Annotated in this window: 20 protein-coding genes, 1 pseudogene and 1 other annotated feature; of the genes and pseudogenes, 11 read left to right on the top strand and 10 right to left on the bottom strand. The window is 34.4% G+C overall.

What is annotated here, in order from left to right; translation table 11 throughout:
* The first annotated feature begins 2 nt into the window (after positions 1 to 2).
* The 5 genes from QNH69_RS01070 (at position 3) to QNH69_RS01050 (ending at position 3,246) form a co-directional block, all read left to right on the top strand.
* A complete protein-coding gene (locus tag QNH69_RS01070) occupies positions 3 to 800 on the top strand; it encodes a gamma-glutamyl-gamma-aminobutyrate hydrolase family protein (protein WP_282928797.1) in 798 nt (265 codons plus the stop codon).
* Positions 797 to 2,032: a peptidase T gene (gene pepT, locus QNH69_RS01065; protein WP_282928796.1), complete on the top strand. Its 1,236-nt coding sequence runs from the start codon at positions 797 to 799 to the stop codon at positions 2,030 to 2,032. The genes QNH69_RS01070 and pepT overlap by 4 nt, the downstream gene beginning before the upstream one ends.
* Positions 2,029 to 2,496: a thioredoxin family protein gene (locus QNH69_RS01060; RefSeq protein WP_282928795.1), complete on the top strand. Its 468-nt coding sequence runs from the start codon at positions 2,029 to 2,031 to the stop codon at positions 2,494 to 2,496. Before pepT ends, QNH69_RS01060 begins: the two co-directional genes overlap by 4 nt.
* A 125-nt stretch (positions 2,497 to 2,621) precedes the next feature.
* Complete coding sequence (locus QNH69_RS01055) at positions 2,622 to 2,912, top strand: DUF2089 family protein (protein ID WP_282928794.1); 291 nt, start codon at positions 2,622 to 2,624, stop codon at positions 2,910 to 2,912.
* A gap of 1 nt (position 2,913) precedes the next feature.
* Complete coding sequence (locus QNH69_RS01050; protein WP_282928793.1) at positions 2,914 to 3,246, top strand: hypothetical protein; 333 nt, start codon at positions 2,914 to 2,916, stop codon at positions 3,244 to 3,246.
* Positions 3,247 to 3,263: 17 nt separating this feature from the next.
* Here QNH69_RS01050 and murJ read toward each other — a convergent pair whose 3' ends face one another.
* Genes murJ through QNH69_RS01030 form a run of 4 tightly spaced genes read right to left on the bottom strand, consistent with a single transcriptional unit; the run spans position 3,264 to position 7,600 of the window.
* Positions 3,264 to 4,769 (bottom strand): murein biosynthesis integral membrane protein MurJ, encoded by a 1,506-nt coding sequence (gene murJ, locus QNH69_RS01045; RefSeq protein ID WP_282928792.1) that lies wholly within the window; start codon positions 4,767 to 4,769, stop codon positions 3,264 to 3,266.
* A complete protein-coding gene (locus tag QNH69_RS01040) occupies positions 4,766 to 5,278 on the bottom strand; it encodes a hypothetical protein (RefSeq protein WP_282928791.1) in 513 nt (170 codons plus the stop codon). Before QNH69_RS01040 ends, murJ begins: the two co-directional genes overlap by 4 nt.
* 14 nt (positions 5,279 to 5,292) lie before the next feature.
* The gene (locus QNH69_RS01035; RefSeq protein WP_282928790.1) at positions 5,293 to 6,027 is read right to left on the bottom strand and encodes an amino acid ABC transporter ATP-binding protein; all 735 of its coding nucleotides are present in this window, start codon (positions 6,025 to 6,027) and stop codon (positions 5,293 to 5,295) included.
* On the bottom strand, positions 6,008 to 7,600 hold the full coding sequence (locus tag QNH69_RS01030) for an ABC transporter substrate-binding protein/permease (protein ID WP_282928789.1): 1,593 nt from the start codon (positions 7,598 to 7,600) through the stop codon (positions 6,008 to 6,010). The genes QNH69_RS01035 and QNH69_RS01030 overlap by 20 nt, the downstream gene beginning before the upstream one ends.
* 62 nt (positions 7,601 to 7,662) lie before the next feature.
* Positions 7,663 to 7,894: a binding site (T-box leader), on the bottom strand.
* Between the two features lie 64 nt (positions 7,895 to 7,958).
* Here QNH69_RS01030 and QNH69_RS01025 point away from each other — a divergent pair.
* From QNH69_RS01025 to QNH69_RS01010, 4 genes are all read left to right on the top strand, one after another.
* Positions 7,959 to 8,456, top strand: coding sequence for a transcription repressor NadR (locus QNH69_RS01025; RefSeq protein ID WP_282928788.1), 498 nt, complete (start codon positions 7,959 to 7,961; stop codon positions 8,454 to 8,456).
* 70 nt (positions 8,457 to 8,526) lie between these two features.
* Entirely contained in the window at positions 8,527 to 9,546 is a 1,020-nt protein-coding gene (locus tag QNH69_RS01020) for a PTS sugar transporter subunit IIC (protein ID WP_282928787.1), read from the top strand.
* 106 nt (positions 9,547 to 9,652) lie between these two features.
* Positions 9,653 to 10,438 (top strand): Mrp/NBP35 family ATP-binding protein, encoded by a 786-nt coding sequence (locus tag QNH69_RS01015; protein ID WP_282928786.1) that lies wholly within the window; start codon positions 9,653 to 9,655, stop codon positions 10,436 to 10,438.
* Between the two features lie 8 nt (positions 10,439 to 10,446).
* Positions 10,447 to 11,406: a DUF1002 domain-containing protein gene (locus QNH69_RS01010; protein ID WP_282928785.1), complete on the top strand. Its 960-nt coding sequence runs from the start codon at positions 10,447 to 10,449 to the stop codon at positions 11,404 to 11,406.
* A 63-nt stretch (positions 11,407 to 11,469) separates the two neighbouring features.
* On the opposite strand, the pseudogene QNH69_RS01005 reads toward QNH69_RS01010, so the two are convergent.
* From QNH69_RS01005 to QNH69_RS00980, 6 genes and pseudogenes are all read right to left on the bottom strand, one after another.
* Positions 11,470 to 12,339 (bottom strand): annotated as a pseudogene (locus QNH69_RS01005) (IS3 family transposase); the annotation flags it as partial.
* Positions 12,327 to 12,866 (bottom strand): helix-turn-helix domain-containing protein, encoded by a 540-nt coding sequence (locus QNH69_RS01000; protein WP_282928784.1) that lies wholly within the window; start codon positions 12,864 to 12,866, stop codon positions 12,327 to 12,329. The pseudogene QNH69_RS01005 and the gene QNH69_RS01000, both read right to left, overlap by 13 nt.
* 65 nt (positions 12,867 to 12,931) lie before the next feature.
* Entirely contained in the window at positions 12,932 to 14,161 is a 1,230-nt protein-coding gene (locus tag QNH69_RS00995; RefSeq protein WP_282928783.1) for a C40 family peptidase, read from the bottom strand.
* A 60-nt stretch (positions 14,162 to 14,221) separates the two neighbouring features.
* Positions 14,222 to 14,806: a hypothetical protein gene (locus QNH69_RS00990; RefSeq protein WP_282928782.1), complete on the bottom strand. Its 585-nt coding sequence runs from the start codon at positions 14,804 to 14,806 to the stop codon at positions 14,222 to 14,224.
* A 90-nt stretch (positions 14,807 to 14,896) separates the two neighbouring features.
* Positions 14,897 to 16,039 carry an MFS transporter gene (locus QNH69_RS00985; RefSeq protein WP_282928781.1) on the bottom strand — a complete coding sequence of 381 codons (1,143 nt, stop codon included), beginning with the start codon at positions 16,037 to 16,039 and terminating at the stop codon, positions 14,897 to 14,899.
* A gap of 244 nt (positions 16,040 to 16,283) precedes the next feature.
* Entirely contained in the window at positions 16,284 to 16,565 is a 282-nt protein-coding gene (locus QNH69_RS00980) for a GNAT family N-acetyltransferase (RefSeq protein ID WP_282928780.1), read from the bottom strand.
* A gap of 67 nt (positions 16,566 to 16,632) precedes the next feature.
* Here QNH69_RS00980 and QNH69_RS00975 point away from each other — a divergent pair, with 67 nt between their 5' ends.
* On the top strand, positions 16,633 to 17,412 hold the full coding sequence (locus QNH69_RS00975; RefSeq protein ID WP_282928779.1) for a hypothetical protein: 780 nt from the start codon (positions 16,633 to 16,635) through the stop codon (positions 17,410 to 17,412).
* 160 nt (positions 17,413 to 17,572) lie between these two features.
* A complete protein-coding gene (gene trkA / locus QNH69_RS00970; protein ID WP_282928778.1) occupies positions 17,573 to 18,943 on the top strand; it encodes a Trk system potassium transporter TrkA in 1,371 nt (456 codons plus the stop codon).
* Positions 18,944 to 18,945: the final 2 nt, after the last annotated feature.

Here is an 18,945-nt window from a genome sequence, read left to right as displayed (position 1 = left end):
AATTGAAGGAAAGAAAAGCCAAGAAAAAAATAAATAAAAGCTCTCCCTTAAGAATTTTTAAATTAGGCCTAGTTTTAATAATTGCGGTTTTAGCAATTGTAGTAATAAGAGATAGGTTTTTCCCTAAAAAGTTAGTTGCTATTGTCCACAACAATCAAAATATATCGAAAGTTGAGTATCCATTTGGCTCAAACAATATTATGTTGATGGACGTTGATACCAGCCAATTTAGCTTAGAAGATATAAAAGAAATGGTGGATGAGGCTGATGGAGTTGTCTTTGCTGGTGGCAATGACTTTGATCCTTCACTTTATGGAGGAAATCCCGATTTGGTAGAAGATTATTCTAAGGAAGATGATGAAAAAAGTCTTGATATATTTGCCTATGCTATAGAAAAAAATAAACCGATTCTTGGCATTTGTAGGGGCATGCAGCTTATGAACATCTACTATGGTGGGTCTTTATATGATGATATAAAAAGCCAATATTCTACAGAGATTATCCATAGGGGAGATGATAAAACTTTTTCTTACCATAATGTGAATATAAGAGATGATTCCTATCTTAGAGAAGTTATTGGTGAAAATCAAATAGAAGTCAATTCCTTCCATCATGAGGGAATAAGAAAGCTAGCCGATGGCCTAGATATCGGAGCAGAAAGCCCAGACGGGCTTATTGAAGCCATAGAAAATCCCTACTACTCATATATGATAGGGGTTCAATGGCACCCAGAAGCTAGCTATAGTGACGATGAATACAGCAGAAGAATCTTTGCTGATTTTATAAGGAATATGAAATGAATGAAGCTATTATAAAAGAAAAACTACAAGAAAACTTTCTATCTTACCTGGCTATCCCTAGCCAATCTGATGAAAAAAATCCCAATGTCCCATCATCTGTGGGACAACTTTTATTGGTCCAAAAGTTAGAAAAAGACTTAGAAGATTTGGGCCTAGTTGACATCGCCATCAATGAATTTGGAGTTTTACAAGCAAAACTTCCAGCAAATAATACTACCTATAATATTGGCTGGGTATGCCATCTCGATACAGTTGATGTAGGTCTCTCAGATCAGATCAATCCACAAGTAATCAAAAATTATGATGGCAAGGATATTGTTTTAAATGAGAAGGAAAATATAGTATTTTCCACCAAAGAAAACCCGGAAATCTTATCCTATATGGGCGATGACATAATTGTTACAGATGGAAGATCTGTACTTGGAGCTGACAACAAGGCAGCCATAGCCAATGTCATCACAGCCTTGTGGTATCTAAAAGAAAATCCAGATATTAACCACGGCAATATTTACATAGCCTTTGTCCCAGATGAGGAAATTGGCCTTAGGGGAGTGAGGAAAATTGACTTTGAAAAATTTCCTGTCGATTTTGCCTATACAATTGATTGCTGTGCCCTTGGTGAATTAGTTTATGAAACTTTCAATGCAGCAAGTGGAGTCATAAAGATAAAGGGAGTAAGCGCCCATCCAATGTCAGCCAAGGGAGTTTTGGTCAATCCTATTATGATTGCCCATGATTTTATATCTATGCTAGATAGGGCAAAGATGCCAGAAAATACCGAAAATAGAGAAGGATACGTCTGGATAACCGACATCAAATCAGATGTCCTTAACTGCAGGATAGATTTCAATATAAGAAACCACGATAAGGAAAAATTTGAAGAATCCAAAACCTACCTACTTGATGCAATAGAAATCTTGAAAAAGCGATACAAGTCTGCAGAAATTGAAATTGACATAGAAGATACTTACGCAAATATCCTAGACAGTGTCGATGAAAATAACGAGGTTGCCATAGAAAATCTTAAAGATATCTACCAAAAATTAGAGATAGATCCAAAAATCATTCCAATGAGAGGTGGAACAGATGGATCATACCTATCAACAAGGGGAATACTCACTCCAAACTACTTCACAGGTGCCCACAACTTCCACTCTAACAAAGAATTCTTGCCAATGAATAGCTTTTATAAGTCATTTAAAGTGACCGTAGAATTGATGAGGGGCATATGAACAAGAGAAATATAATCTTGACTATAGTAATAGCGCTCTTTGTAGCCTTTGGCATCTATAGCCAAAAAAGCCAAGAGCTAGAAGATGAATTGGCAAAAATCAGCAATAGCCCCTACGATGTTTCCCAATTTGATGAGATATCTGACCAAGAGTTTTTAAATGCTGACAATTCCTTAAACGCCTTTGTCTACATAGGACGTGAAGATTGCATAGGCTGCAAGGCATTAGCACAAGTACTAACACAAATATCAAAAGAAAATGACATCAAAATCAGATACTTTGATACAAAGAAATATAGAGATTCAAAATCTTATAAAAAAATTGTAGACAAATACCAAATAGAACAAGTACCAGACTTCTTACTAGTAAAAAAAGACGGAACTTTTGAAAAATTTGGCCAAGAAAATATAGAAAAAGATGAAAATTTCGAGGATTGGATTATTAAAAATAAGGATTGCCTATAATTTTTTGATTTACTCAGTCACCTAAAAAAGTGGCTGAGTTTTTATTTGAATAAAATTAAACTTAAACAAACTATTGACTTTAATAATATTAAAGAGTATATTGAAGATAATTAAAGGAGGAACTTATGGATATACTTCCTGAGTGGATGGCTGAGCTTAGTGATGAGGATATTTCTTTTATAAAAACTTTTATCTTGGCGTCGGGATCACTAAAAGAAGTTGCAAGGATTTACGATGTGACCTATCCTACTGTAAGACTTAGACTTGATAGGCTTATTCAAAAGATAGAAATTAATGAACAAAAGGGCAAAGATCCTTATATTCTCACAATTAAAAGACTAGCCTTGGATGAAAAAATCGATTTTGATACTGCTAAAATTTTAATTAACGAATACAAAAAGACAAAGGAGAGTTAAGATGAAAATATCTATGATCAATACAATAATATTGCTTATTTTATTATTGTTTATATGTGCAGCAATAATTTATTTACAAGTTTATCTTTGCAAAAAGGAAAATAAGTATTTAGGTTTAATCCTTCCAGTTATTTCACTAATCTTTGCCTTGGCGAATGTTGCTGGAATTGCAGCTTTTGATTCATTCAGTCAAGTGGAAAATTATATGGCACTATTTATTGCCTTTCTAGTTGCTAATATTCCGACTATAATATTAGTTTTTATTTATTTGGGTATCAGAGAAAAGAAGAATATGAAAAAAGAACTTGATAAAATGAATATCAAAGATTTATAAAAAACAAAGCTTGAGAATTACTCAAGCTTTTTCTTTTTCTTCTTAAAGGCTGCTAATATTTGGTCGAATTCGTCGACTTTTAGCATATATACTAGTCCCACGTATATTAGTCCGGCAAGGGCAATGGTTACTAGTAACCAGAGGTTGGATGGTCTTATGGCAAAGAAGAATTTTGCAAATGCTCCCATGACTCCTCCTGCCATTATAATCTTTCCTATATTTTTTAAGATATAAGGATAATTTAGCTTACCAAAATGCTTATAGTAGGCTATAAGGGCCATTAATACTGCTGCGAATTGGCTAAATGTTGTGGCAAGGGCAAGACCGACTAAGCCGTAGGCTCTGGATAGGACAAAGTCCAAAATTATATTTATTCCCAACTGAATAAAGGCAATTATTGTTGGTACTCTGGTGTTTTGGTGGCTAAAAAATGATAGGTATAATAGGTCGGCTAGGGCTGGACCTATAAGGTAGAGGCTATAGTAAAATAGGACCTGGCTAGTTGCTATCATATCCTGGTAGGTGAATTCACCCCTGTAGTAGACAAAGGTAATTATAGGTTCTGATAAAACCATAAGGCCTATTATTGATGGGATAAATAAGGTCATAATCTTTACCAAGCTTTGTCCTGTCAAATCCTTCATGCCCTTGATATCTCCATTGGCAACAAGTTTTCCTATGATTGGATATGCTGTGATTTGGAAGGGAATAATAAAGGTTGAACTTACTATCCTTAAAATCTTTAGGGCATAGTTTACTATGGAAACTCCTCCATTTGGAGCAACTATTGATGCAAATGATTGGTCTACAATGGTTGATATGTAGACAGCTGCCATAGTAAAGGTTGTTGGCAAAGAAAGAATGATTAGTTTTTTGACATTGGGATCAAGGCCAAAGCTAATCTTTTCTCTTTTAAAACCAGCTTTTTTTGTCGCACGGGGAAACATTGCATATTGTAAGAAATAGGCCAAAAATATACCCACTGCCATTATGACAACATTGCCCTTGGATACCATTATGGTAAGTCCTAGCAATATATTCATGATGACAAGAGGCAAGGCAGGAGTGAGAAAGTCTCCCTTAATCTGCAAATATGCAGAAAATATTGCTGCATAGACATTTGGGTAAATGGTAAGGATTACCGCTCTCATAAATAGAGAGGCGATTTTTAGTTTTTCACCACTGTAGCCTGCTGCAAAAAGTTTTACTATAAATGGTGCAAATACAAGACCTAATATCATCATAAGGGTAGTTAGAAAAAGCATAAAATCTAGAAGTCTATTGGTAAAGTGGTCTCCGGATTTTTCATCGCCATTTTTAATAACCTCATTGTAAGTAGGTATGTATGTTTTGGATAGGGCGTAGGTAATTACTGAAAATATCAAGGTCGCTGCTGTGGTAGAAGTGTTGAAAGCATCGGTAATATCACCAGTCCCATAAGTAAAAGAAAAAATCATCTCACGAACAAATGAGAAGATTTTTCCTACAAAGTTTAATATTATTAATAGTAAAGTGTTATTCATGATTTTTTGTGTGCGTATCCTAAGAGAAAATTGTCTATGGATTCTATTTCTAAGGTTACAAGGTCTTTTATAGGAATTTCAAATTGGTCAAAGATTTTGGCATTTGTTTGATTAAGTGCATCTACAAGAACTATTTGATCATCATAGGATTTTACAAAGCCTGTTATAGAATCAAAGTAATCGAAGCTTGTTGAAAGAGTGATTATTTTGTGGTTGTCTTTGGCGTATTTAATCAAATCTATGAAGTCAGGTTTGGACTTATAAATTTCATTATCGCTATCACCTATAGAAATATTGCCCCAAAAGTCCATATATTTTTCGATCTTTTTAAGGTAGTCTGTCTTTGTTTCGATTCCATCAATCATCCTTGTATCAAACAATAGGTAGCCATCAAGCTTACCTTGGTCATCTACAAGATGGGTAAATAGTCTGTTATTTTCCTTATAGATTATATAGCCAACGGCAAATGAGTCTTCGCTTGTGGAATATATTTCTACTAAGTCTGTCATAGTTTCTCCTCGTATTAATTATTTAAAAACCTAGATAAGAATTCTTTAGTTCTATCGTGGGTCGGATTTGTGAAAATGTCATTTGGTTTTCCATCTTCTAAGATTATACCTTTATCCATAAATAATACCCTAGTAGAAACATCTCTTGCAAAATCCATCTCGTGGGTTACTACAATCATTGTTATCCCGCTTTTGGCAAGCTTGGTCATAACTTCAAGAACTTCGCCTACCATCTCTGGGTCGAGGGCGCTGGTTGGCTCATCAAACAATAGGACCTTTGGGTTCATGCAAAGGGCACGGGCTATGGCTACTCTTTGCTTTTGACCTCCGGATAGTTGGCTTGCCTTAGAATTTTTAAAGCTATCCATGCCAACATCTGTCAAATATTTCATGGCCAATTCTTGGGCATCTTTTTTTGATCTTTTTAAAACTTTTTCTTGGCCCAGGGTACAATTTTCCAAGACATTTTTGTTTTCAAAAAGATTAAAGTTTTGAAAAACCATACCTACTTCAGACCTGTAGTGTCTTTCATCAAAGTGTTCAGCTAGGATGTTTTTATCCATATAGTAAATCTCGCCGCTAGTTGGCCTTTCTAGTAAGTTTAGGCATCTAAGCAAGGTGGACTTACCAGAACCGGAAGATCCTATGATTGAAACGACTTCGTTTTTATTAACTTCAAAATTTATATCTTTGAGAACTAAGTTTTCTCCAAACTTTTTTTCCAAATTTTTAACCTTTAATATTGGCATTTTTTACTCCTGTAGTTGCTTCGTGGATGTATTCTCTTCCGTTCATTTTTCTTTCCAAGTGATTGATTATCCTTGTAATAACAAAGGTTAGTACAAAGTAGATTATTGCTGTAATCAAATATGTTGGGAAGTATTGGTAGGTTGATCCTGCTACAGACTTAGACATAAAGAATAATTCTGTTACAGATATTACATTTAGTACAGATGTATCTTTGATATTGATTACAAATTCATTGCCCAAGGATGGCAAGATGTTTTTCACCGCCTGTGGCAAAACAACATTGGTCATAGTTTGAAAATGGGTCATTCCTAGGGCCTTACAAGCTTCAAATTGGCCGTTATCAATTGAATTTATACCACCTCTTACTACCTCTGACATGTAGGCTCCTGTGTTTATGGAAACTATGAGGATTGCTGCAAACATTGTTGAAAGGTCAATGTCAAAATATTGCTTGAGACCATAAAATATTATTACAGATTGGACCATCATAGGTGTGCCACGGAATATTTCTACATAAGCTGATAAGATAAAGTTTATTATCTTATGAAGTATATAAGAAAATTTATTTTTGCTTTTATTTATCTCGATTTTTCTAATAACTGCAACTAAAAGTCCTATCAAAAAACCTAGTATTGTTGATAGTATGGCAATAAATAGGGTGTTTACTATACCTCTAAGAAATAGAGAAGAGTACTTTTGCCAGATTTGTTGCATTTCTTCAAAGAAACTTGGATTTTCTTCACTGCTTTCATTTGCGCTAGTTAGTAGGACAATTTCCTTCATCAATTCTTCTCTATGGTCATTGGTAATATTTTCTAAAGCTTGGTTAAGCATTGGAGTAAGGTCAGAATTTTTCTTGACACCTATAGAAAGTGATGTAAGTGATGAGTCGACTGTAAAGCCGTTTCCTTCGCCAAATTGAACAAATATAAGGTCTTTATTGGAAGTCATGGCACTTTCAGCTCCTGGCTTATCAGAAACATAGCCATCGATGGTGCCAGCCTTAGTTGCGGCAATCATTGTTGGAAATGAATCAAGGGCTTGTTCCTTTTTTATATCTTGCATTTGATCTAACAAGTCATAGTGATAGGTTCCCAATTGGCCAGTAAGTTTTGCGCCGGCAAAGTCATTTATAGACTTAGCATCTTTATATTTCGAATTTTCCTTTAAGATTACTCCAACTACAGCATCATAATATGAGTCGGTAAAATCTATTTGTTCTCTTCTTTCTTCTGTTGGGCTCATACCAGCTATTATAACGTCTATTTTTCCGCTGGTAAGGGCAGGGATTAGACCATCCCAATCTATTTTATAAACTTCCAAATCCATATCAAGGCTTTGGGCAACTTCTTTTGCTATGGCTATATCATAACCATTGGCATATTCTCCTGAGGAGTTTTTTACAGGAACCCCTCCATTGCTATCGTCTACTTCTGAGAAGTTATAAGGAGCGTAGTTGACCTCCATACCAACTCTTAGGACCTTTTTTTCACTTGAGCTTGCAAAACTTGTACTAGCAAAGGCTAGAATGATGATTAACAAGGTCAAGATAATCTTTCTTACTTTTTTCATATTTTCTCTCCTAATCTTTCTGGGCTAAAAAAGTGTAAAAAAATACACGCGCTCATATCATCCCATGGGACGATTGTGCCGTGTTACCACCCAAATTTATGTACACCTCGCGATATACACCTCATCAAGTACATACATACTCTATTGCTATAACGGGCAATCCCGCCTTTAGATCAAGACATCCCCAAAGGTACTCCGAGTTTTTATTCACTAAACAAGCCTTTATCCCATTTCCACCGTCAGGGACTCTCTATAAAATTTAAATCTAGCTACTCATCTCTTCTTCGTTTTTACTTATAATACATTATAATTTAAAAATGTCAAGCTTTAAAGGTATATTAGAGAAAAGAGGTAATAAATGAAAATTAGTGATAGGCAAAATCAGATAATAAAAATTTTACAAGAAGAAGAACATTCCCAAAGTGGATCTGCTTTGGCCCAAAGATTTGGTGTTTCAAGACAGATTATAGTAAAAGATATTGGAGTTTTAAAAGCTTTTGGGATAAATATCATATCTACAAATAGGGGTTACAAAATAGATGACGAAGGCTCATTGACCTATATCCTAGAATCTCACCATGAGGATAAGGATATAAGAGATGAGCTAAATACAATAGTTGACAATGGCGGAATCGTAGTTGATGTCTTCATAAACCATCCTGTCTACGGGGTGATTAAAAAGGATCTGGACATACATTCTAGATCTGGCGTTACAAATTTTGTCAAAAATATGACTACTTCTATTCCTTTGAAGAATTTGACAGAAGATATCCACTACCACACCATAAAAGTTAAAAGTGAGGAGGACTTTGAAAGAATAAAAAAAGCTTTGGCAGATAAAGGTTACCTAAATTAATTTCTTAGTGTATATACAATTAAATATTTTTGTGCTATACTTAACGAAAAGCATTAGAAAAGGAATTAGCATGAAAAAATATTTACAAGAACAAAACATCGACCTTTCAGCCAAGGCCTACTTTATCGATGCACTTGGGGCCATGGCCTTTGGTCTTTTTGCATCTCTATTAGTTGGAACTATTTTAAATTCTATAGGCACTAGCTTTGGCATAGACTTTCTTACAGAGCGTATATGGCCACTTGTTACTAAGTCCACAGGAGCTGCTATAGCTGTTTCTATAGCCTATGCTTTGAAGGCTCCTAGCCTAATCCTATTTGCAGTTACCATTGTGGGAAATGGAGCCTATGAACTTGGCGGTCCAGTTGGGGTTTATGTAGCGACAATCTTTGCAGTAGAATTTGGTAAATTGGTATCAAAAAGAACTAAACTTGACATCATAATTACACCGGCACTCACTATCCTAGTAGGAATCCTAGTAGGGGACTTTATTGGGCCAGGGGTAGCAGGATTTATGGCAAGCCTTGGCAATGTCATAATGAAGGCAACAGAGCTTCAGCCATTTTTGATGGGAGTGGTGGTTGCAGTCCTTGTAGGCCTTGCCCTAACTTTGCCTATATCGTCTGCTGCTATTTGTATGATGTTATCTTTATCAGGCCTTGCTGGTGGAGCTGCAACAGTAGGTTGTTCAGCACAAATGATTGGATTTGCAATAATTTCCTATAAGGACAATGGCCTAGAAGGACTCCTTGCCCAAGGACTTGGAACTTCTATGTTTCAAGTGCCAAATACCATCAAAAATCCTTGGATATGGTTGCCACCGACCCTTGCTGGTGCAATCCTTGGCCCACTTGCCACAGTGGTTTTTAAAATGGAAAATTCTCCCCTTGGATCAGGCATGGGAACTAGTGGACTTGTAGGACAAATTGCCACAATTAATACAATGGCAGGGGCTAGACCAGTAAGCATCTTGCTTTTGCAAGTACTTCTCCTACACTTTATATTGCCAGGCCTTTTGTCTTTTATCATTTATAAAATAATGGCTAAAAAAGACCTTATAAAAGATGGAGATATGAAGATTGATTTCTAGGGATTAAAAATATTTGAAGTCTTCTTTATGGAAATTTAATAAAAATTAGATATAATCATAAAAAGAGCATCATAGGATGCTTTTTTTAAATACAAAGGAGTTAATAATGGAAACAAAAAGAAATTTTGACCAATTTAAAGTAAATCTAAACGAAGGATCATCAGTTGGTCATGTTATAGCAATCATGTCTGGTAAGGGTGGGGTAGGAAAATCCTCAGTAACTAGTATGCTTGCTAATAAATTAAACAAAGAAGGATACAAAGTTGGAGTTTTTGATGCAGACGTGACAGGACCATCAATACCTCAAGCCTTTGGCATCAATGACAATGTTAGGGGAACCAAGGAAGGTTTGATGTATCCAGGCATCAGCCGTGATGGAATTGAAGTCATATCTGTAAATATGATCTTGCCAAACAAGACAGATCCAGTTGTGTGGAGATCATCAATAGTAACTGGGGTCATAAAACAATTCTACACAGATGTAGATTGGGGTAAGTTAGACTATCTACTAATCGACATGCCACCAGGAACAAGCGATGTGCCACTTACAGTTTTCCAATCATTGCCAATAGATGGAATAGTAGCTGTTGCAACACCTCAAGGCCTAGTTGAGATGGTTGTTGAAAAATCACTAAAAATGGCAAAAATGATGGGCAAGGATGTCATAGGAATAGTTGAAAATATGTCATATTTCAAATGTCCTGATTGTGGCAGTGTCCACAAGATTTTTGGCGAGAGCAATATTGACCAAGTTGCAGCAAATCATGGCATAGATACTGTAGCCAAACTTCCAATAGACCCACAAATAGCAGAACTAATAGATAAGGGTCTAATCGAGGATAAGAATCCAAGCGAACTTGACCCAATAGTTTCTAAAATCACAAGTTTATAGGAGGGGTTATGAAAAAGAGATTAATGGCACTTTTGTGTGCCTTTGCCCTAGTGATACCAAGCCTAGCCTTTGCAGCTGGTAAAGATAAGAATGATGTAATATACGGAGTTGCTCTAGATAATAAAAAGCAAGAACAAATGAATGATGTGTTTGGAGTAAAAGCTGGAGATGCAAACACTAATTTTTCAACTGTAAATGGCAAAGATTTAGAAAAATATCTGGGCTATGAAGCTCCAGATGGAAATATGATTTCCTCTGTCTATATAAAATATTTGCCAGCTAATTCAGGAATTAAGGTAAATATAAGCACACCTGCAAATATTACCCAAATTACCAATGGCCAATACACAAATGCAGCCATTACAGCAGGTATTACAGATGCAGATATATTTGTAGCAAGTCCAACACCAGTTACTGGTGAATCTGCCCTAGTAGGGGTTTACAAGGCACTTGAAGAAAAGGGACAAGAAATCGACCCACAAAGGGCAAAAGTTGCTCAAGAAGAGCTTGAAACTGTAACAGAAATTGCAGAAGAAAACAAGGACAAAACTGACTTTGATCCAAAAGAGCTGGATAAGCTAATAATAGAAGTAAAACAAAAATTAGCCGAACATAAGGAAGAAACTGGCCAAAATGCATCTAGTGAACAAATAGGAAATTATATTAACGATGCCTTAAAAAATGTCAACCTTGAAAATATCTTAAGCGATAACAATATAAATATACTAATCAACTACTTTGATAAGTACCAAGGCTCTTCAGCTATTGATAGTAAAGAAGTAAAAGAAAATCTTATCAAATTTGGCAATGAACTAGCAAAAAATGCCAACGAATTTTATGAAAATAACAAGGATTCAATTGACGATGCAGTAAACCAAGCCCAAGAAAGCGGTCTGCTTGACTCAATTCTAGACTTTTTAAGATCAATTGTAGACTCTATAGCAAATTTGTTCTCATCAAATAACTAAACAAAAAAATCCAGACTCTCAAAGTGACCTGAACCCGTAAACACGGAATAATTTAATAATATTTTAAGCGGAATGTAATCTGTACATAACAGGAGACATTCCGTTTAATTTTGTCTTAATCCTATCTTCATTGTACCATTTAATATATTTTTCAATCTCATTTCTCAAATGATCATAACTTTTAAAATCTTCTCCATAATACATTTCTTGTTTTAATATCCCAAAGAAGTTCTCCATTGGAGAATTGTCTAGACAATTGCCTTTTCTTGACATACTTTGGGTTATATTCATCTTTTCTAGTTTTTTAGTCCAAGAACTATGTTGGTAATGAAATCCTTGGTCTGAGTGTATAGTTAAATATTTAATGTCTTTATTTTCTTCTAGTGCTTTTTCTAGCATTGTATTGGTTAAGTTTATTGTTGGGTGGTTACTTAGTGTATAGCTAATTATTTCACTGTTGTATAGGTCTAATATTGGTGATAGGTACAGTTTCTTTTCTTGACCTTTAATTTTAAATTCTGTTACATCTGTTAACCATAACTCATTTGGTTTACTTGCTGTAAATTGTCTTTTTACAACATTATCTGCTACTTTGCCTATTTGTCCCTTGTATGATGAGTATTTTCTTGATCTAGTTTTGAATTTAGTACATAGCAAGGATTCCTCTCTCATTATTCTTAGAACTCTTTTATGGTTAATTTTAAATCCCTTATTTTTTAATGTTAATGTTACTCTTCTGTAGCCATATCTACCTTTTGACGCTTCTACTATGGTTTTAATTTCATCTTTAACTTTTTTGTCTTTATCTACTGGATTAAGTAACTTTATCTTCCACTCATAGTATGATGATTTTGGTAATTTAGCTATGCTTAGCCATTCACCTATTTTACTTTGTGGATATTCTTTTTGTAGATTGAGGATTATCTTTGTCTTTTCCTTGCTTCTGCTTCCTCTTCTAGTAGCAAGGCTTGTAGCTTTTTTTCGTAGATTATCTTCATTTTGAGAAGTCTATTTTCTTCTCTTAGTCTTATTAATTCTTCTCTTTCACTTTCGTTTATTGGAGTATTATTCTTTTGTTTCTTATTTGATTTGGTCATATCTTTTTTAGGCCTTCCTCTGTTGTCTTCTAGCCCAGATAGACCACGTTCTTCGTAAGCTTTCTCCCACCTATATACCATAGATCCATTAACAAGATTAAAATGCTGTGCAGTCTCTCTGAGCGAAGTATTGTTGATTTGCCTATATTGTATTACAGACAGCTTAAATTCACTAGAGAATTTATTGTTTTTTAACTTTTTAGATAAGTTGTCAAAGCCGCCAGATTTATATTTGTTTATCCATTCTCTTAAGGTATCTTTGGGAACATTATATTTTTCAGCTACTTTCTCTTGCCCACCTGATTTACCTGATAAGTATTCCATTACTAATTTTATTTTAAATTCATTTGTGTATTTTGGCATACAAAAAACCCCTCCATCCGTATTCCGGATTTTGGGGTTCAGGTCAAAGGAGGTCTGGATTTTTTCTATTGTACTATTCTTTTTATAGAGATTGGATTTCTAATTGGACTTATTATAATTCCAACTCTAGGACTAGATGCATGGATCATATTGCCATTGCCATCAGCCATAGCCACGTGGGTGATATTATTTAGGCTTGTTCCAAAAAATACCAAGTCCCCAGCTTGTTCTTGACCAAATGGAATTTCTACTCCATATCTTTGTTGGCTTTGGGCAAAGTGTGGCAATTCTATACCGATTTGTCTATAGATTTGCATGGTGAAACCAGAACAATCTATACCATTTGTAAGGGATACTCCACCTAAGACATAAGGACGGCCTACAAATTGAGTAGCCCATTTATAAAGTTCTACACCAACTGGATTTCCAGTAACTGGTACTTCGATTACAGATGTATTTGTATCAGTGCTTTGAGAAGTTTCATAAGTAGTTATTGTTTCATAATGAGTTGTTTGGATAACTTGATTTCTGATAGACTCTTCATATTCCAAAGTTTCTTTGATATGCTTATTCATATCCTCATATGTATTTTTTAACCCTTCCAAGTCTTCCTTATCTTTTTTAGAAACAGCAAGGGAGGATAGTTTGACATAGCCTGTTACAGGTTCTTTTAGTTTATCTGCATCCTTACCAATTTCAACTGTTTGTGGACTCTCGGATAGGGTAACTACTTCTGGTATATCCTTTATTGAATCATTTAAAGTGACTGTCTTTACTCCGGAATCTTTATCATCTGATAGGCTAAAAAGCAAGTCATTATTGGATAAATCTTCGATATCAGTTACGTTAATCTTCCTGTTATCCTTATAATTTTCATCATAAGAAACTTTCACAAATTCAGAATCTTTTACAAATTCTAAGATAGTGACTTTAGTTTGCTCCAAGAGCTTGTAGGGAGCAGCGTTTGAAGATTGGCTATTAGCTTCACTTTTTAGATTTGTGGCATCTATAATATTAGTCTGGTTAAGCCTATAAAACCAAGTTTTACCAACATAGCCAGTTTTTCCGTCAAAATCAATTTGGTACCAATTTTCATCTTCATCTTTAATTTCATACATAGTAAAATCTTCTATACCACCTAAGATTTCACTATTTGTATCCTTTTTGCTGCGTACATTAACACCAGGGCTTGTTTCTTTATTTAAAATAATAGAATCAGCGAAAGCCGTGTTTGAAATGAAAATTTGAGAAAGGATTAAAGATGTGATAAATATTTTCTTTATACTTACAGACATTCAATTCTCCTAATTTATTACATAATAATTTTATTAGATAATAAATTTTCTGTCAAATAATCAGTACTTTTCATACAAAATGTAGGCGAAATCTACCAGGTCTTTGGAAAAATCATTGCGTAGGTAGGCTGGATCTAACCTTTTTATCCTAACCCTATCTAGGCCATCAGCATCCTTGAATAGTTTTGCCAAAAACAAGGCCCTGTCAAAGTCTGTGACCTTATATTCTCTGATTATATCCTCCATATATTTATCATCTGTGGAGTGGGCAGCAATTACTGCTTGGAGGATATTTGTATCGTCCTTATTTATATTAGCATATTTAATAGATTCACTTGCTGCTCGTTTGCCATGGTCAACGTCCCAAGTGTCATTAACTCTTTTTGTATCGTGTAGGCAGGCCGCATAGCGGATTATATCGGTATCTTTATTATCAAGATCATATTTCCAGGCAAGGACTAGGGCAAAGAAAATAACTCTTTCTATGTGGTCTTGACCGTGGACATTGCTTTTGAAAAGAATGTCAGTATTTAAATTCTCACAAGTATCTAGAAGTATATCAAAATATTTTGTATCTTTAAATTCATTAAAAAATTCGTAATCTTTGATCCATTCGTCTTTGCAAACTATATCAACTATTCTCATAAAATCTCCTTTTGTATTATTTTATCATTTTACATTGATTAAATAAAGCTAATATTATAAATAAAAAAGAGCGATAAATTCGCTCTCAAATCACATTCTTATTTTTCTTTCTTCATAAATGTTTAAAATAAGCATCAAAGCATAAATCACACTAAAGGCTGAAAAAGCTAGGGTCAAAGAAGTTGTATTAAATGCTCTATTTATTCCCTCTAGGAAAAATGGAGCCAAAAAGCCACCCACATTACAACCTATGAAAAGCAAGTTGTTTGCTATACGAGCCTGGGATCCTTTGGCAAATCTTGCAACTTCTGCAAATAAGTATGGGGTGCACAAGGATTGGGAAAAGGCTAGGAAAAACATAGAGGCTAAGTAAATATACATATTGTAACCAAATAGGGCTATAACCATGTTAAAGATTACATAAATGCTCAAGCCTAGGTATAGAGTTTTTTCTCTCAACAATTTGTTGATTGCTCCAAACATAAAGCCAAAAACCATACCAGAGATTGGCAAAATTAACATATATAGGCTTACATCAGCATCAAGACCCTTTGCTAGGGTTGCAATTGTTGGAAATCTTACACTTATTGCTGTGTTATTCATTATAATAATTGCTATAAAAACTACATAAAATATTAATTGGCCACTTATTCTAAATTTACTATCATCTGTACTTTCAACATTTATGTCAACTTCTGGAATTGTCCTATTAAAATTGAACATTATCAAAAAAGCAAAACTATAAACTAAAAATGCAAGTTGCCACTGAATTTTGATTAGGAGTCCTGCAATAAACAATAGGGCCATCTGTCCTATAAACTCAGCTGAAATTCTTATGCCGTGGAGCTTATCTGCCTCGTCTCCTTCAAAAAATACATTTATATAATTGGCACTGTGTCCATTAAATAGGCCAACACCAGCACCCATCAAAAGACGGCTTATTATAATAGATGGATACGACTTAAATATTACTGGTGTAATCGCACTTAAACCCACTAAAAAGAGACCGGTATCCACGCACTTTTTCATACCTATTCTTTGGGTAATCTTTTCATTTAATAATATAGTTACAATTGATGCAATAGATGCAAGAGTTATCATCATTTCAGCATTTGTGATAGAAAGTCCCAAGTCTCTTTGCATAAAAGCAAGGGTGCCGGATACTACACTATTGCTGGCAACATATATAGATAAGGCAAGTATTGCTATTTTTTTCCTTAAATCATTTTTCACAGAAATACCTCTTTTCATAAAAATATCATATCAAATGATAAATAAAAGGTAAATAATATCACATTAGCGTATCAAATAACAAATGTCTAAAAATAGCCAATTCATCTGTGATACTAAGAGAATAAGTTCAAATTTTTGACTTTTGTAATAAATATTATGAAAAATAAAAAATATTATAAAAAGCTTTGTAAAAAGGGCAAAAAAAAAGAGTGCTTGCTTGACCATGCCCAGCACTCCTAATTTATTATCTAGCGTCCACATCTCCGTATTTTTCTGGCTCTTGATCAAATTTCTTGACTGCATATGAGCAAATAGGAACGATTTTTACATTTTCCTTTCTAGCAGCTTCACAAACTTCATCAAGTAGCTTTCCTGCTAGACCTTGACCTTGGTAGTTGCCATCAACAACTGTATGAGTGATAGCCCAAGTGCCATCTGTTTTTTCTTCGTATTGGCAGTAGCCAGCCTTGTTTTCGCCATCAAGAGCTTGAGCTTCATGTTCTTCTTTAACAAATTTTATAATCATATTTTCACCTCACTGCATTTATACCCGAAAAAAGGGTAAATATATATAAAGAAAAGAGGAGGTAGAAATGCAAAAAAGAGATTTTAAATTATCGAGTGTTTTGATTATACACATTATTATGACCTTAATTATTTTTTTATTAGGAAAATTGTTCAAGGGAGCATCCGTGGGTGGGACTGAATCAGAACCTTCAATGATTTATTCGATTTTAGCAATGATTGTTAGTATTGTTACAAATATTATCCTAGCACATGGCTTATTATTTAATAGGATGGGTTCTGTATCAGAGTACTTAGATGGATATCATGTGATAAAGCCAACAAATTTTGGTCTTAGCCTATTGATAAATGTAATCCCTACTATAGCGATGATTTTGACAGGAACAGTTTTCGCAAGTTCATTAACAATGAATCTTTTGGCTGGAAGCTACACTGGATTGGGATCAATGCTAATACTGATAATACTTATGTTGATAGTGTCTATGATTTATTATATTTTTACTGCCTACCAATATTTTGTCATAGCAGATAATCCCAATAAGGCTTTTGGAGATCTTTTTAAAAAAGTATTTGTTGTTGGTAAGGATTTGGCTGGGCAGACCTTAAAGGTATTTTTAAAATGGATATTAGCCCCAATTATTATATATATAGTATTGATAGTAGCTTTGTTTGGAGCGTCAAGTGGAGCTAATATTGGAGCAGGTATTTTTGCTGGGATACTAAGCCTTGTTTTCATTGTTTATATAGTTGTCGCTTATGTATTTTTCTTAAACCAACTTTCATTAAACTATCTAGATTACAAGGAGAAAAATACAGACGAAACTTATCAAAAGCAAGTATTTGAATAAATATATAAGAGTAAAAAGCTGACTTTTTTAGGTTGGCTTTTTTCTTTGCTTATAAGTCTTATTGTAAAGTATCTATGTGGTATAATGAAGTAAATTATCTATGTTTTAAACTTGAATTTAAATATATAAATGCTATACTAGTTAGGCTTAGGAGGTATAGATGAATATTATTATCCTGGGAGCTGGTAAGGTCGGCTCTTATCTTACAGAAGAATTATCTTTACAAAATCACGATATTTTGGTAATCGACCAAGATAAGGATATTTTAAATAAATTACTTGAACAAAATGATGTCATGGCGCTTGTCGGAGATGGAACAGATATTGACGTGTTGAAAGAAGCAAATGTTGATAATTGTGACATATTCATAGCCCTAACAAGAAATGATGATACTAATATTATCTCTGCGGCCCTAGCAAGAAATTTGGGAGCAAAGGATATAATACTTAGGTTAAGGGATACTAAGTATGTCAACAATTTGGATAATATAGTACAACTCACTGGTTCTAATCTAGTAATCAATCCGGAATATCTTGCTGCAAAAGAAATTCAGAGATCAATCAAATATTCCCACGCTAGAAATGTACAAAGTTTCCTAGAAGATAGGTCAATGATGCTAGAGATAACTATTGGAGAAAATTCTAGGCTAGCTGGTCTTAGACTTAGTGAGGCTGATTCATACCTTAACCAATTTGATGTGTTAATTGGCATAGTAAATGACCACGGGGAAATCAGTATACCTAGGGGTAATTTTATACTCGAGCAAGGTCAAAAAGTTTATATAATGGGAACAAAAGAAGATGTAGATACCTTCTATAAGGCGGAAATTCCTGAAAATATTAGAATGAAAGATGTGCTTATAATAGGTGCAAGCTCCTTGAGTTCTCATCTAACTAGACTCCTACTAGAAAGAAATTTTAATGTTACAGTAATTGAAATTGATAGAGAAAAGGCGATTAATTTCCAAGAGCAATATGCCGAAGCCATAGTAATAAATGCAGATGGTTCAGATTCTGATATATTAGAAGAAGCTAGAGTTGAGAGCTTCGATGCTGTTGTAGCCCTCACAGGTATGGACGAAGAAAATATCTTAATTGCCCTAATAGCTGAAAAATATGGAATTGAAAAAATTATAGCCAAGGTAAATAGAACAAGCTTGTTAAAGATAACCGGAATCTTAGACCTAGATGCAACCTTTACACCAAAATCTGTAGCGTCAAACTATATCAACAGGGTCATTAGGTCAAAGGTCGATTCTAAGGATATATCAACCTTAAACAACCTCTACAAGCTAGAAGATGATCAAGTAGAAGTCCTAGAATTTGAAGTAAGCGAGAACTCTTTGCTATTTAATCATAGTTTGAAAGAAGTAAAGGTAAAAGATGACACCCTAGTGGCAATAATTGAACATAGAAATCGTGACGGATCGATTGAAGTTGCAACAGGAAATTCTGTCATAGAAAAAGGTGATAGGGTCCTAATCATTACAAAAAGTAAGAATATGGCTCAAGTTGACGATATATTGGAGTAAGT

This window comes from Anaerococcus sp. Marseille-Q7828, assembly GCF_949769285.1.
In the GTDB taxonomy this organism is placed as follows: Bacteria; Bacillota; Clostridia; order Tissierellales; family Peptoniphilaceae; genus Anaerococcus.
This window is presented reverse-complemented; position numbering and strand designations above follow the sequence as displayed.